At 65.6% G+C, this 14,466-nt stretch carries 12 protein-coding genes; 9 read left to right on the plus strand and 3 right to left on the minus strand.

Annotated elements, in window-relative coordinates:
- Both ACV229_RS22360 and ACV229_RS22365 read right to left on the minus strand, forming a co-directional pair.
- Entirely contained in the window at positions 1-870 is an 870-nt protein-coding gene (locus ACV229_RS22360; protein ID WP_448085286.1) for a sulfurtransferase, read from the minus strand.
- A gap of 112 nt (positions 871-982) precedes the next feature.
- Positions 983-2,089 (minus strand): aromatic ring-hydroxylating oxygenase subunit alpha, encoded by a 1,107-nt coding sequence (locus ACV229_RS22365; protein ID WP_448085287.1) that lies wholly within the window; start codon positions 2,087-2,089, stop codon positions 983-985.
- A gap of 270 nt (positions 2,090-2,359) precedes the next feature.
- On the opposite strand from ACV229_RS22365, the gene ACV229_RS22370 reads away from it, so the two are divergent.
- The 4 genes from ACV229_RS22370 (at position 2,360) to folE2 (ending at position 6,488) form a co-directional block, all read left to right on the plus strand.
- Positions 2,360-2,653, plus strand: coding sequence for an exodeoxyribonuclease VII small subunit (locus tag ACV229_RS22370; protein WP_448078553.1), 294 nt, complete (start codon positions 2,360-2,362; stop codon positions 2,651-2,653).
- A complete protein-coding gene (locus tag ACV229_RS22375; protein ID WP_448085288.1) occupies positions 2,650-3,534 on the plus strand; it encodes a polyprenyl synthetase family protein in 885 nt (294 codons plus the stop codon). Before ACV229_RS22370 ends, ACV229_RS22375 begins: the two co-directional genes overlap by 4 nt.
- An 82-nt stretch (positions 3,535-3,616) precedes the next feature.
- Positions 3,617-5,521 (plus strand): 1-deoxy-D-xylulose-5-phosphate synthase, encoded by a 1,905-nt coding sequence (dxs, locus tag ACV229_RS22380; protein ID WP_448085289.1) that lies wholly within the window; start codon positions 3,617-3,619, stop codon positions 5,519-5,521.
- Between the two features lie 157 nt (positions 5,522-5,678).
- Positions 5,679-6,488 carry a GTP cyclohydrolase FolE2 gene (gene folE2 / locus ACV229_RS22385; RefSeq protein WP_448085290.1) on the plus strand — a complete coding sequence of 270 codons (810 nt, stop codon included), beginning with the start codon at positions 5,679-5,681 and terminating at the stop codon, positions 6,486-6,488.
- A 105-nt stretch (positions 6,489-6,593) separates the two neighbouring features.
- On the opposite strand, the gene tsaD is transcribed toward folE2, so the two are convergent.
- The gene (gene tsaD, locus ACV229_RS22390; protein ID WP_448085291.1) at positions 6,594-7,634 is read right to left on the minus strand and encodes a tRNA (adenosine(37)-N6)-threonylcarbamoyltransferase complex transferase subunit TsaD; all 1,041 of its coding nucleotides are present in this window, start codon (positions 7,632-7,634) and stop codon (positions 6,594-6,596) included.
- 110 nt (positions 7,635-7,744) lie between these two features.
- On the opposite strand from tsaD, the gene ACV229_RS22395 reads away from it, so the two are divergent.
- The 5 genes from ACV229_RS22395 to rpoD all read left to right on the plus strand — a co-directional run bounded on the left by ACV229_RS22395 (position 7,745) and on the right by rpoD (position 14,321).
- Positions 7,745-8,971 (plus strand): NAD(P)/FAD-dependent oxidoreductase, encoded by a 1,227-nt coding sequence (locus ACV229_RS22395; protein WP_448085299.1) that lies wholly within the window; start codon positions 7,745-7,747, stop codon positions 8,969-8,971.
- A gap of 76 nt (positions 8,972-9,047) precedes the next feature.
- On the plus strand, positions 9,048-9,260 hold the full coding sequence (gene rpsU / locus ACV229_RS22400; protein WP_004190342.1) for a 30S ribosomal protein S21: 213 nt from the start codon (positions 9,048-9,050) through the stop codon (positions 9,258-9,260).
- Between the two features lie 164 nt (positions 9,261-9,424).
- On the plus strand, positions 9,425-9,871 hold the full coding sequence (locus ACV229_RS22405) for a GatB/YqeY domain-containing protein (protein WP_448085292.1): 447 nt from the start codon (positions 9,425-9,427) through the stop codon (positions 9,869-9,871).
- 72 nt (positions 9,872-9,943) lie between these two features.
- Positions 9,944-11,818 (plus strand): DNA primase, encoded by a 1,875-nt coding sequence (dnaG, locus tag ACV229_RS22410; RefSeq protein WP_448085293.1) that lies wholly within the window; start codon positions 9,944-9,946, stop codon positions 11,816-11,818.
- Between the two features lie 88 nt (positions 11,819-11,906).
- Positions 11,907-14,321, plus strand: coding sequence for an RNA polymerase sigma factor RpoD (gene rpoD / locus ACV229_RS22415; protein ID WP_448085294.1), 2,415 nt, complete (start codon positions 11,907-11,909; stop codon positions 14,319-14,321).
- The last annotated feature ends 145 nt before the right edge of the window (positions 14,322-14,466 follow it).

The following is a 14,466-nucleotide window of genomic DNA, read 5'->3' on the forward strand; positions in this document are numbered from 1 at the left end:
TTACGGATTCGGGCCGGTCGCGACCGGCCGCGACGGATCAGCGCACCATTCGCTCCATGAGCCGGGGTAGAGCGATGCCCCGTGCAGGCCCGCGATTTCCATCGCGAGCGCGTTGTGGCAGGCGGTTACGCCCGAGCCGCATTGCAGGATCGCGAGATTCGGCTCGACGCCGGCCAGTACCGTGGAAAACGCCTCGCGCAGTTCGTGGCCACTCTTGAAGCGGCCGTCCGCAGCGAGGTTGTCCTTGAAGAAGCGGTTGCGCGCGCCCGGAATGTGGCCGCCGACCGGATCGATCGTTTCGTTCTCGCCGCGATAGCGGTCCGCCGCGCGTGCGTCGATCACGACGCGCGCATGCGACGTCACGTTCGCAAGCACGGCCTGCGCGTCGACGGTCGATTCGAGCGGCGCCTGTGCGCGGAAATCGCCGCGCGACACGCGCAGCACTTCGGGCGTCAACGTCTGGCCCGCGGCTTCCCATGCCTGCAGCCCGCCATCGAGTATCGCGACCGAATCGTGCCCGAGCCAGCGCAGCAGCCACCACAGCCGCGCTGCATACGCGCCGCCTTGCGCGTCGTACGCGACGACCTGCTGTCCCTGCTTGAGCCCGCGATCGGCGAGCGTCGACACGAGCGCGTCGCGCGACGGTAGCGGATGGCGGCCGTTGGTGCCGGTCTTGCGGCCCGACAGGTCGCGGTCGAGGTGCAGGTATTGCGCGCCGGGAATGTGGCCGGCCGCATAGGCGGCTTCGCCCGCGCCCGTGTCTGCGAGATCGAAGCGGCAGTCGAACACGGCGACGCTGCCGGGGGCGGCCGCGAGCCGCTCGGCCAGATTGGCCGCGGAGATGAGCGTGGTGTAATGGGTATGTGGCATGACGGCTCCCGATTGTGCAAACGGCCTGATGTTCTAAGTCTAAACAAAAAAAGACGGGCCGCAGCCCGTCTTTTCGTCATGCATCGTGATGCGCAAACTGCATGCCCCGGCGTCAGAGGTCGCCGAGGTGGCGGCGCAGGAACTCGTGGAAATGCTGCATGCCGTCTTCCATCGGGCTCTGGTACGGGCCGACCTGCGACTCGCCGCGATCCATCAGCGCGCGGCGCCCCGCGTCCATGCGCATCGCGATCTCGTCGTCCTCGACGGCCGTCTCCATGTATGCAGCACGTTCCGCCTCGACGAACTCACGCTCGAACAGCGAAATTTCTTCGGGATAATAGAACTCGACGATGTTGGTCGTCTTCTGCGGTCCGCGCGGAATCAGCCACGACACGACGAGCACGTGCGGATACCACTCGATCATCAGGCCCGGGTAGTAGACCATCCAGATCGCGCCGAACTCCGGCGGCACGCCATTGCGGAACTTCAGCACCTGCTCGTGCCACTTCTTGTACGTCGCGCTGCCCGGCTTCGCGAGCGCGTTGTGCACGCCGACCGTCTGCACGCTATACCAGTCGCCGAACTCCCACTTGAGATCGTCGCACGACACGAAGTTGCCGAGGCCCGGGTGGAACGGGACGACGTGGTAATCCTCGAGGTAGACCTCGATGAACGTCTTCCAGTTGTAGTCGCACTCGTGGACTTCGACGTGATCGAACAGGTACTCTGAGAAATCGAAGTGGTGCTTCGTGCCGAGGTGCGCGAGATCGCGCGCGACGTCACGGCCCTCCGCCTCGAACAGCAACCCCTGCCAGTTCTGCAGCGGCGACTTGCCGAGGTTCAGGCAAGGCTTGTCCGGGAAGTGCGGTGCGCCAAGCAACTGGCCTTCCAGGTCATACGTCCAGCGGTGCAGCGGGCACACGATGTTCTGCGTGTGGCCGCGCCCGTTGAGCATGATCGCCTGCCGGTGACGGCAGACGTTCGACAGCAGTTCGACCTGGTTCGCCGGATTGCGGACCAGCACGCGGCCTTCCTTCTCGGACGGCAGCGCAAAATAATCCCCCGCCTCGGGCACCATCAATTCGTGCCCGACGTAGCGAGGTCCTTTCTTGAAGAGAGCTTCGATTTCGCGCGCAAGGAGCGCCTCATCGAAGTAAGCAGTGACTGGAAGCTGGCTGTGTGCCGACTTCAACTGAAGCGCATCGCTCAGATTGGACATTCCCACTCCCGGTGATAGCGTGAAAGCAGTGAACAACCCAACCATCGAAAAATCGATTTAGGGAAACGGGGAATTATACCCGGATCCCTGAGCAAGGCTAGGATTAAGTGCCTGATTTGTGTCAATTTTTTGTCGGGCGAGCCCCCGAAGGTGGATAATTTGTATCAAAGTTGGGGCCGGAGTGCGTACCGGGCGTACCACGTCAGCAGGTCGGACATTTCTCTTTTGCCGTAGAATGTCCGACTTGTTTTGAAATTTGATACCTCGTCCATGGCGAAAACCGCATCCCCAGGCGCCACGCCGCCCGGCAACGGCACCGAACCGTTGCCGGACAATTATGAGATGGCGCTCGCGGAGCTCGAGGCGCTGGTTGCCCGGATGGAAGGCGGCGCGTTGAGTCTCGAGGATTCGCTCGCGGCGTACCGCCGCGGCGCGGCACTCGTTGCGTTTTGCCAACAGCAGCTCGAGAAGGTGGAGCAGCAGGTGCGCGTGCTCGATGGCGCGACCCTGAAGCCGCTTTCGGCCGGAACGGCCGCCACGGACGGCGAAGACGACGATCTATGACATTCGAACAATGGATGCGGTCCGTGCTTGACCGTGTCGAGGACGCACTCGGCCACTATCTGCCGGCTGAAACTGTGGTGCCCGCGCAACTGCACGAGGCGATGCGCTACGCGGTCCTCGGGGGCGGCAAACGCGTGCGTCCGCTGCTGTGCCATGCAGCGGGCGAACTGACGGGTGCGACGGAGGCGGCGCGCAATGCCGCGGCGGCGGCGCTGGAGATGATCCACGTCTATTCGCTCGTGCATGACGACATGCCGTGCATGGACGACGACGCGCTGCGGCGCGGCAAGCCGACCGTGCACGTGAAGTACGACGAACCGACCGCGCTGCTGGTCGGCGACGCGCTGCAGTCGCAGGCGTTCGTCGCGCTGACGGATGCCGACGCGCTCGCACCGGCGCAGCAGGCTGCGCTCGTGCGCGAGCTGGCGCTCGCGAGCGGCTCGCTCGGCATGGCCGGCGGTCAGGCGATCGATCTGGCGAGCGTCGGCCTGAAGCTGACGCGCGAGCAGCTCGAGACGATGCACCGGATGAAGACCGGCGCGCTGCTGCGCGCCGCCGTGCGGATGGGCGCGCTCGCGGGCGAGACGCCATCCGCGGACACGATGGCCGCGCTGGACGTTTATTCGGCCGCGGTGGGGCTCGCGTTCCAGGTCGTCGACGACATCCTCGACGTCACGACCGATTCGGCCACGCTCGGCAAGACGGCCGGCAAGGATGCCGCGAACGACAAGCCGACCTACGTGTCGATTCTCGGTCTCGACGCGTCGCGCGAGCTGGCCGCCCAGCTGCGTGCCGATGCGCATGCCGCGCTGCAACCGTTCGGCGCACGCGCACTGCGTCTCGCCGAACTTGCCGACCTGGTGGTGAACCGGGTCAGCTGACGCGAAAGCCCGCCGCCGCGCACACGCTACGGGTGTGTGCAACAGAATGCGGGCGCGTTTGATTTCCTACAATGGAACGACGATGTACGACTTGCTGAAAACTATCGACGATCCGGCTGACCTGCGCCGTCTCGATCGCCGTCAACTGCAACCGCTCGCCGACGAGCTGCGTTCGTTCGTGCTCGACAGCGTGTCGAAGACGGGCGGCCATTTGTCGTCCAATCTCGGGACGGTCGAGCTGACGATCGCGTTGCACTACGTGTTCAACACGCCGAACGACCGCATCGTCTGGGACGTGGGCCACCAGACCTATCCGCACAAGATCCTGACGGGCCGCCGCGACCAGATGCATTCGCTGCGCCAGTTCGACGGCATCTCGGGCTTCCCGCGCCGCGACGAATCGGAGTACGACACGTTCGGCACCGCGCACTCGAGCACGTCGATCTCGGCCGCGCTCGGCATGGCGATCGGCAGCCAGCTGAACGGCGACGACCGCTTCTCGATCGCGGTGATCGGCGACGGCGCGATGACGGCCGGCATGGCGTTCGAGGCGATGAACAACGCCGGCGTGTCCGAGGACGCGAAGCTGCTCGTGATCCTCAACGACAACGACATGTCGATCTCGCCGCCGGTCGGCGCGCTGAACCGCCACCTCGCCCGCCTGATGTCGGGCCGCTTCTATGCGGCCGCGCGCGCAGGCGTCGAGCGCGTGCTGAGCGTTGCGCCGCCGGTGCTCGAACTCGCGCGCAAGCTCGAGGAGCATGCGAAGGGCATGGTCGTGCCCGCGACGCTGTTCGAGGAGTTCGGCTTCAACTACATCGGCCCGATCGACGGCCATGATCTCGATTCGCTGATCCCGACGCTGCAGAACATCAAGGAACTGCGCGGTCCGCAATTCCTGCACGTGGTGACGAAGAAAGGCCAGGGCTACAAGCTCGCCGAGGCCGATCCGGTGCTCTACCACGGCCCGGGCAAGTTCAATCCGGCGGAAGGCATCAAGCCGTCGGCGACGCCCGCGAAGAAGACCTACACGCAAGTGTTCGGCGAGTGGCTGTGCGATGAAGCGGAGCGCGATTCGCGCGTCGTCGGCATCACGCCCGCGATGCGCGAAGGCTCCGGCATGGTCGAGTTCGAAAAGCGCTTCAAGGATCGCTACTACGACGTCGGCATCGCCGAGCAGCATGCGGTGACGTTCGCGGGCGGCCTCGCGACCGAGGGGCTGAAGCCCGTCGTCGCGATCTACTCGACGTTCCTGCAGCGCGCGTATGACCAGCTGATCCATGACGTCGCGCTGCAGAACCTGCCGGTCGTGTTCGCGATCGACCGCGCGGGCCTTGTCGGCGCCGACGGTGCGACGCACGCAGGCGCCTACGATCTCGCGTTCATGCGCTGCATTCCGAACATGACGATCATGGCGGCGTCCGACGAGAACGAATGCCGCCAGATGCTGCACACCGCGCTGCTGCAGCCGAACCCGACCGCGGTGCGCTATCCGCGCGGCGCGGGCGCCGGCGTGCCGACGGTGAAGGAATTCACCGAGATCCCGCTCGGCAAGGGCGAAGTGCGCCGCCGTACGTCGCAGCCGGAAGGCAAGCGCATTGCGATCCTTGCGTTCGGCACGATGGTTGCGCCGTCGCTCGCCGCAGCCGAGGAGCTCGATGCGACCGTCGCGAACATGCGCTTCGTGAAGCCGGTCGACGCCGAGCTCGTGCGCGAGCTGGCCGAGACGCACGACTACATCGTCACGGCCGAGGAAGGCTGCGTGATGGGCGGCGCGGGTGCCGCATGCGTGGAAGCCCTGATGGAGAGTGGGGTTATCCGGCCCGTACTACAATTGGGCCTCCCTGACCGCTTCATCGATCACGGTGACCCCGCGAAGCTGCTGTCGCTGTGCGGCCTCGACGGCGCGGGCATCGCGAAATCGATTCGCGAACGCTTCCTGAATCCGGCGGCTGCCGTCGCCGGTCAGGCCAAGCGCGTCGCGTAAGCCGGCGCCGCCAGTTGGCGGCGTCGACGCGACTGGCGCAACCCGGTCTTTCATTGATGCGGAAAACATGGGCCTGCGGGCCCATGTTGTTTTTTCGGCATGCCGCTTGCGGCGGCGCGCGTGAAGTCGAGCGCGCGGCTTATAAGGATTGAACAAGATGAACCAGATGAATCCCGCCTTCGTGATGCCCGACGTGCAGAGCACGGTGGATACCCGTCAGATTCCGATTCAGCGCGTGGGCGTGAAGGCGGTCCGGCATCCGTTGACGGTGCGCACCGAAAGCGGTGACGTGCAGCCGACCGTTGGCCTCTGGAACCTCGATGTCCATCTGCCCGCCGATCAGAAGGGCACGCACATGTCGCGTTTCGTCGCGCTGCTCGAGGAGCATCGCGCACCGCTGACGACCGAGCGGTTCCGCACGATGCTCGCATCGATGCTGGCGAAGCTCGAGGCCGAAGCGGGCCGTATCGAGGTGACGTTCCCGTATTTCGTGAACAAGACGGCGCCCGTGTCGGGCGTCCAGAGTCTGCTGGACTACGAAGTGACGCTCGCGGGCGAAAGCCGCGGCGGCGCGACGCGCCTGTTCATGAAGGTGCTGGTGCCGGTCACGAGCCTGTGCCCGTGCTCGAAGAAGATCTCGCAATACGGCGCGCACAACCAGCGCTCGCACGTGACGATCGACGCCGAGCTGGCGGCCGACGTGCCGGTCGAGGCGCTGATCCGCATGGCCGAGGAAGAGGCGTCGTGCGAGCTGTGGGGTCTGCTGAAGCGTCCGGACGAGAAGTTCGTGACCGAGCGCGCGTATGAGAACCCGAAGTTCGTCGAGGATCTCGTGCGCGACGTCGCGCAGCGGCTGGATCGCGACGAGCGCATCGTTGCGTACGTGCTCGAGGCGGAGAACTTCGAATCGATCCACAACCACAGTGCGTATGCGCTGATCGAGCGCGACAAGCGGCAGGCCGCGTAACGCGTCAGGCGCCGTGCGCGTCAGCAAGAAGGCCGCTCGTTCGAGCGGCCATTTTTGTTTGTGCGCATCGTGCGCGAGGTGGGGGGGCGATGCGCGCGGTGCGGCTCAGTACGCGAGCGATGCGAGATCCCAGCGCGGCTTCACGGTGAACGCGTAGTCGGCGTTGGCCTGCTCCGGCCAGCGTGCGAGCCGCAGCGCGCCGGCGAGCGCGATCATCGCGCCGTTGTCCGTGCAGAGCGCGAGATCGGGGTAGTGCACGTCGAAGCCGCGCTTTTGCGCGGCGGCAGACAGCGCGGCGCGCAATTGCCGGTTCGCGCCGACGCCACCCGCGACGACGAGGCGCTTGAGCTTCGTCTTCTTCAGCGCCGCGAGCGACTTCGCGACCAGCACGTCGACGGCCGCGTCGACGAAGCCGCGTGCGAGATCGGCCTTCGCGCGTTCGAGCGCGTCGCCGGACAGCTTCGCCGCTTCGAATTTCTTCATCTGCGTCAGCACGGCGGTTTTCAGCCCGCTGAAGCTGAAGTCGAGATCGCCCGAGTGCAGCATCGGGCGCGGCAGCACGACCGCGCCCGGCGTGCCGGTCTCCGCGAGCTTGGACACTTCCGGTCCGCCCGGATAGCCGAGGCCGATCAGCTTCGCGGTCTTGTCGAAGGCCTCGCCGGCCGCGTCGTCGAGCGTCTCGCCGAGGGTTTCGTAGACGCCGACGTCGGTCACGCGCATCAGCTGCGTGTGGCCGCCCGACACGAGCAGTGCGACGAACGGGAACGGCGGCGGCTCCGCGACGAGGAGCGGCGACAGCAGGTGGCCTTCGAGGTGATGGATGCCGACGGTCGGCTTGTTCCAGGCCAGCGCGAGCGCATTCGCGATGCTCGCGCCGACGAGCAGCGCGCCGGCAAGTCCCGGACCTTGCGTGAACGCGATCGCGTCGATGTCTTCGCGCCGCATGCCGCTTTTCTCCATCACCTCCTCGAGCAGCGGCAGCGCGCGGCGGATATGGTCGCGCGATGCGAGCTCGGGCACGACGCCGCCGTAGTCGCGGTGCATCGCGATCTGCGAGTGGAGCGCGTGCGCGAGCAGCCCGCGCTGCGTGTCGTAGAGCGCAAGGCCGGTTTCGTCACAGGAGCTTTCGATGCCGAGAACGAGCATGATGTGGAGCGGGGCGTGCCGTGTTTCGGGCGGCGCCGGAATGTCAACGTAACCGGGAAGTATAGCAGGCGCATGCGCGGCGCCGCTGGAGGCGGCGCGGGCCGGGTACAATCCGCGCCATGGAAACTTATGACATCGCCGTGATCGGCGCGGGCGCCGCCGGCATGATGAGCGCCGCGGTCGCCGGGCAGCTCGGCCGCCGCGTGGTGCTGGTCGATCATGCGCCGCGCCTCGCCGAGAAGATCCGCATCTCCGGCGGCGGCCGCTGCAACTTCACGAACCTGTACGCGGGCCCTGACAACTACCTGTCGGCCAATCCGCATTTCCCCCGTTCGGCGCTTGCGCGCTACACGCCGCGGGACTTCCTCGGGCTGCTGAAGCGCCATCACGTGACCTGGCACGAAAAACACAAGGGCCAGCTGTTCTGCGACCACGGCAGCGACGCGGTCATCGACGTGCTGAAGCGCGAGTGCGACGCCGGCGGCGTCGCGTGGCACCGGCCGGTCGTCGTCGACGCGGTGCGCCACGTGCCCGCGGACGGCTTCGCGCTCGACACGCAGGCGGGGCAGATCGGCGCGCGCGCGCTGATCATCGCGACGGGTGGCCTGTCGATCCCGAAGATCGGCGCGACCGACTTCGGCTACCGGATCGCGAAGCAGTTCGGCCACAAGCTCGTCGATACGCGGCCCGCGCTCGTGCCGCTGACCTTCGCGCCGCAAGACTGGGAGCCGTTCGCCGCGCTGTCGGGCGTGTCCCTCGAGGTGCGCGTGTCGACCGGCGACAAGAAGTGCGGCGGGGCCTTCGTCGAGGACCTGCTGCTCACGCATCGCGGCCTGTCGGGGCCGGGCATCCTGCAGATCTCGAGCTACTGGCAGCCGGGCGAGCCGATTCGCGTCGACCTGCTGCCGCAGCGCGACGCCGTGGCCGACCTGCTCGAGGCCAAGCGCGGGTCGAAGCGCCAGATCGGCTCGCTGCTCGCGGACTGGGTGCCGTCGCGGCTCGCGCACGTATGGCTCGACACGCATCGCGTGGCCGCCGATGCGCGGCTTGCCGACCTGCCGGACAAGACGTTGCGCCAGATCGGCGAAGCGCTCGGCGGCTGGACGCTGACGCCGAACGGCACCGAGGGCTACAGGAAGGCCGAGGTGACGAAAGGCGGCGTGGATACGCGCGAGCTGTCGTCGGCGACCATGATGAGTGCGCGGGTGCCGGGGCTCTTCTTCGTCGGCGAGGCGGTGGACGTGACGGGCTGGCTTGGGGGCTACAACTTCCAGTGGGCGTGGGCGTCCGGCGTGGCGGCCGGACAGGCGGCGGCCGAGTTCGCGCGCGACGCTTGACGCGCTAGTGTCTTTGTGAAAGGGTCTGCTATACTCAATAATCTTTCCCTGCAAACCTTTTTATACGTGTCGGGTCATGACGATCATTCGCGTTAAAGAAAACGAGCCGTTTGAAGTTGCAATGCGCCGCTTCAAGCGCACGATCGAGAAGAACGGTCTGCTGACCGAACTGCGTGCGCGGGAGTTCTACGAGAAGCCGACGGCCGAGCGCAAGCGCAAGAAGGCCGCAGCCGTGAAGCGTCACTACAAGCGCATCCGCAGCCAGATGCTGCCGAAGAAGCTGTACTGAACGATGTTTGCGCCGCGCGGTTCGCTGAGCGGCGCACCGGCGGTTCACGTGCGAGCTGCCGATGCCGGATTCGAGCAACCCGCTTGAGACAGTGTCCCAAGCGGGTTTTTGTGTTGACGCCCAACGGCGGGCGTCGGATTCACGTTTCCATTCCCGGGTGAAAGATGAGTTTGAAAGAGCAGATCAGCGAAGACATGAAGGCCGCGATGCGCGCGAAGGAAGCCGAGCGCCTTGCGACGATTCGCCTGCTGTTGGCCGCGATCAAGCAACGTGAGGTCGACGAGCAGATCACGCTCGACGATGCCGCGGTCACGGCCGTGATCGACAAGATGATCAAGCAGCGCAAGGATTCGATCAGCCAGTTCCAGGCCGCGGGCCGCGACGACCTGGTCGCGAAGGAGCAAGCCGAGGTGGGCGTGCTGATCGGCTACATGCCCGCACAGCTGTCGGAGGCCGAAGTGGCTGCCGAAGTCCAGGCCGCGGTCGCGCAGACCGGCGCGGCCGGTCCGCAGGACATGGGCAAGGTGATGGGCGTGCTGAAGGGCAAGCTCGCGGGCCGTGCCGACATGACTGCCGTTTCCGCGCTCGTCAAGGCTGCGCTGTCGAAGTAAAACCCGTGCCCGGCGTGCGCGTGCGTCGCGCGCGCCGGGGCGTCGCATTGTCTTTTTCCGTTCGATCCCCCGGTGATTCCGCATTCGTTCCTGCAGGATTTGCTGAACCGCGTCGATATCGTCGACGTGGTGGGCCGGTATGTGCAGCTCAAGAAGGGCGGCGCCAATTTCATGGGGCTGTGCCCGTTCCACAACGAGAAGAGCCCGTCGTTCACGGTCAGTCCGACCAAGCAGTTCTACCACTGCTTTGGCTGCGGCGCGCACGGCACGGCGATCGGCTTCCTGATGGAGCATGCGGGGCTGACGTTCCCGGAAGCCGTGCAGGAGCTTGCGCAGTCGGTCGGCCTGACGGTGCCGCATGAGCCGTCGATGCGCGGCGGCGGCGGTGTAGGGGGCGGCGGCGACTATCCGGCGCCCGTATCGAAATCGGTCGCGACGGCGCTGTCCGATGTGATGTCCGCCGCATGCGACTACTACCGCAAGCAGTTGCGCGGCGCGCCCACTGCGATCCAGTATCTGAAGAAGCGGGGACTGACCGGCGAGATCGCAGCCCGGTTCGGCCTCGGCTATGCGCCGGACGGCTGGCAAAACCTCGAAACGGCATTTCCGGACTATCGGGATGAATCGCTGGTCGAGTCCGGGCTCGTGATCGTCAGCGAGAAGACCGACGCGCAGGGCGTCGCGCGACGCTACGACCGGTTCCGCGAACGGATCATGTTCCCGATCCGCAACGTGAAGGGGCAGGTGATCGGTTTCGGCGGGCGCGTGCTCGGCAGCGGCGAGCCCAAGTATTTGAATTCGCCGGAAACGCCGCTATTTAACAAGGGCAGCGAACTGTACGGGCTGTTCGAGGCGCGGCTCGCGATCCGCGAGCGCAAGTATGTGCTCGTCGTCGAAGGCTACATGGACGTCGTCGCGCTCGCACAGCTCGGCTTCCCGAACGCGGTTGCGACGCTCGGCACGGCCTGTACGCCGATTCACGTGCAGAAGCTGCTGCGGCAGACCGACACGGTGATCTTCAGCTTCGACGGCGACGCGGCCGGGCGCCGCGCCGCGCGGCGCGCGCTCGAGGCGTGCCTGCCGCATGCGGCGGACAACCGGACGATCCGGTTCCTTTTTCTGCCGGTGGAGCACGATCCGGACAGCTATGTGCGCGAATTCGGCGCCGATGCGTTTTCGGAGCAGGTCGAGCGCGCGATGCCGCTGTCGCAGTTCCTGCTGAACGAGGCGGTCGCCGGCAAGGCGCTCGACCAGCCGGAAGGCCGGGCGAAAGCGCTGTTCGATGCGAAGCCGATGCTGCAGGCGCTGCCCGCGAACGCGTTGAGGGCGCAGATCATGCACATGATCGCGGACCGCCTCGACATTCCGTTCGACGAGGTGGCGGGGCTGTCGGACGTCGATACGCAGATCGCCGCGCCGCCGCGCCAGGCGCCCGCGCGCAGCGAACGGCGCCGCGTGACGGACACCGAGAAGCGTGCGCTGCGCAACCTCGTGATGCATCCGCGCATCGCGACGCAACTCGACGACGAGCAGGTTGCGACGCTGCGGACGCTGCCGCGCATCGGGGAACTGTTCGCGGAGGTCGTCGATCATGCGCGTGCGCTGGGCGACGGAGCGGAGTTCAGGTTGCTGTCGGACGTGCTGCGGACGTCCTCGAACGCCGCGACTTACGAGGAAATCTTCCGCGAAATTCTGGACTATGATGAAAACGTCCGCGATTTGCTGTTACAGAATCCGGACGACGAGGCGGTGTCCGAGCGGCAACGCGAGCAGGAACGGATTGCAGGGGAGGAGCTTCAGGCGGCGGTGCTCAAGATGCGCTATGACGCATGTTGCGACCGGCTCGACCGGCTCTCGCGGCAATCCGCTTTTACCCCCGAGGAATTGGCCGAATTGACGGAATTGAACCAGCAGCGAGCCGACATGAAGCGCCGGCTCGGGCTGTAAGCGGCTGGGGCGCTAAGAGAGGGCTCCCCGGCATGCTATAATATAAGGTTTCCAGCGGTTTGTTTTCTAAGCAGAGGCGAGATTCGCAATGGCAAAGACGACAGGCGGAAAGAAAGCAACAGGCAAGGGCTCGACGGAGCCGACCACGAAGGTCACAGCGGCCAAGTCTGCTTCTTCCGCCAGGACAGTGTCTTCCGCCACGTCAGCTGCTCCAGGAAAAAAAATCGCGGCCGGCACTGCTCAGGCTGCGCCGGAGCCGGCAGCCAGAACACGGGCTGCCGCGAGACCCGACTCCGGGCCGGTACAGCCGGCGGCGAAGCGGGCAAGTGCGAAAAGCGCAAGGGACACGGCTGCCGAGCCGGACGAAACGGCAGTACGTACTACTCATGCACCCACGGTTCAACCGGCTGTCGTCCAGCAGCCGCGAGTCGATTTAGCCGGTACGGCGAACTCCATGACGAAAAAGCTGAACGAAGTATCCGTCGAAGACGACGCAAATCAGAGCGAAGAGCAGCCTGCTGCGGCGGCTGCCTCTGGCAAATCCAAGGTGCGCGATCGCCGCGCCAAGGAAAAGGCGCTGCTGAAGGAAGCGTTCGCGACGAGCACGCCCGGCACGGCCGAGGAGCTCGAAGAGCGCCGCGTGAAATTGCGCGCGCTCATCAAGCTCGGCAAGGAGCGCGGCTTCCTGACGTATGCCGAAATCAACGACCACCTGCCGGACAACTTCACCGAGACCGAAGCCCTCGAAGGCATCATCGGCACGTTCAACGACATGGGCGTGGCGGTCTACGAGCAGGCGCCGGACGCGGAGACGCTGCTCCTGAACGACAACGCGCCGGCCGCATCGTCGGACGACGAAGTCGAAGAGGAAGCGGAAGTCGCGCTGTCCACCGTCGATTCGGAATTCGGCCGCACGACCGATCCGGTCCGGATGTACATGCGCGAGATGGGCACGGTCGAGCTGCTCACGCGTGAAGGCGAAATCGAGATCGCGAAGCGGATCGAGGACGGCCTGCGCCACATGGTGATGGCGATTTCCGCGTGCCCGACGACGATTGCCGACATCCTCGCGATGGCCGAGCGCGTGGCGAACGAAGAGAGCCGTGTCGACGAGCTGGTCGACGGCCTGCTCGATCCGAACGCATCGGACACCGACACCGACGGCTTCTCCGCGAAGGCCGCGGAAGAGATCGAGAACGAGGACGAGGAAGCCGACGAGGACGAGGACGAGGAAGAAGAGGAGGAGGACGACGGCGCCGCACAGGCGTCGGCCAACGCCGCCCAGCTCGAAGCCCTCAAGCGCGCGTCGCTCGAGAAGTTCGCGCAGATCAGCGAATGGTTCGACAAGATGCGCCGTGCGTTCGAGAAGGAAGGCTACAAGTCGAAGGCCTACCTGAAGGCGCAGGAAACGATCCAGACCGAGCTGATGACGATCCGCTTCACCGCGCGTACCGTCGAGCGTCTGTGCGACACGCTGCGCGCGCAGGTGGACGAGGTGCGTCAGGTCGAGCGTCAGATCCTGCACATCGTCGTCGACAAGTGCGGGATGCCGCGTTCGGAATTCATCGCGCGCTTCCCGGGCAGCGAGACGGACCTCGAATGGGCCGAGAAGGTCGCGGCTGAAGGGCATGCGTACAGCGCAGTCCTGTTGCGCAACATCCCGGCGATCCGCGAACAGCAGCAGCGCCTGCTCGATCTGCAGGCGCGCGTCGTGCTGCCGCTGAAGGACCTGAAGGAAACCAACCGCCAGATGGCGGCGGGCGAACTGAAGGCACGTCAGGCGAAGCGTGAAATGACCGAGGCGAACCTGCGTCTCGTGATCTCGATCGCGAAGAAGTACACGAACCGCGGCCTGCAGTTCCTCGACCTGATCCAGGAAGGCAACATCGGCCTGATGAAGGCGGTGGACAAGTTCGAATACCGTCGCGGCTACAAGTTCTCGACGTATGCGACGTGGTGGATCCGCCAGGCCATCACGCGTTCGATCGCGGACCAGGCGCGCACGATCCGGATTCCGGTTCACATGATCGAAACGATCAACAAGATGAACCGCATCTCGCGGCAGATCCTGCAGGAAACCGGTCTCGAGCCGGATCCGGCAACGCTCGCCGAGAAGATGGAAATGCCGGAAGACAAGATCCGCAAGATCATGAAGATCGCGAAGGAGCCGATCTCGATGGAAACGCCGATCGGTGACGACGACGATTCCCATCTCGGCGACTTCATCGAGGACAACAACACGGTCGCGCCGGCCGATGCCGCGCTGCACGCGAGCATGCGCGACGTCGTGAAGGATGTGCTCGATTCGCTGACGCCGCGCGAGGCGAAGGTGCTGCGGATGCGTTTCGGTATCGAGATGAGCACCGATCACACGCTCGAGGAAGTCGGCAAGCAGTTCGACGTCACGCGTGAGCGGATCCGTCAGATCGAGGCGAAGGCGCTGCGCAAGCTGCGTCACCCGAGCCGTTCCGACAAGCTGAAGTCGTTCCTCGAAGGGAACTGATTCCCGGCTTTTCCCCTCTGAACGCCGCCGGTATCGATACGGTACCGGTGGCGTTTGTCCCTTTTGTTGTTACAATGCCGGCCCGGCACCTTTGCCCGGGTTGCGTGTCGCACGCTTCGCTTCTCTTCAGGGCCTGTAGCTCAGC

The sequence above is a fragment of the Burkholderia sp. MR1-5-21 genome (genome assembly GCF_053427715.1).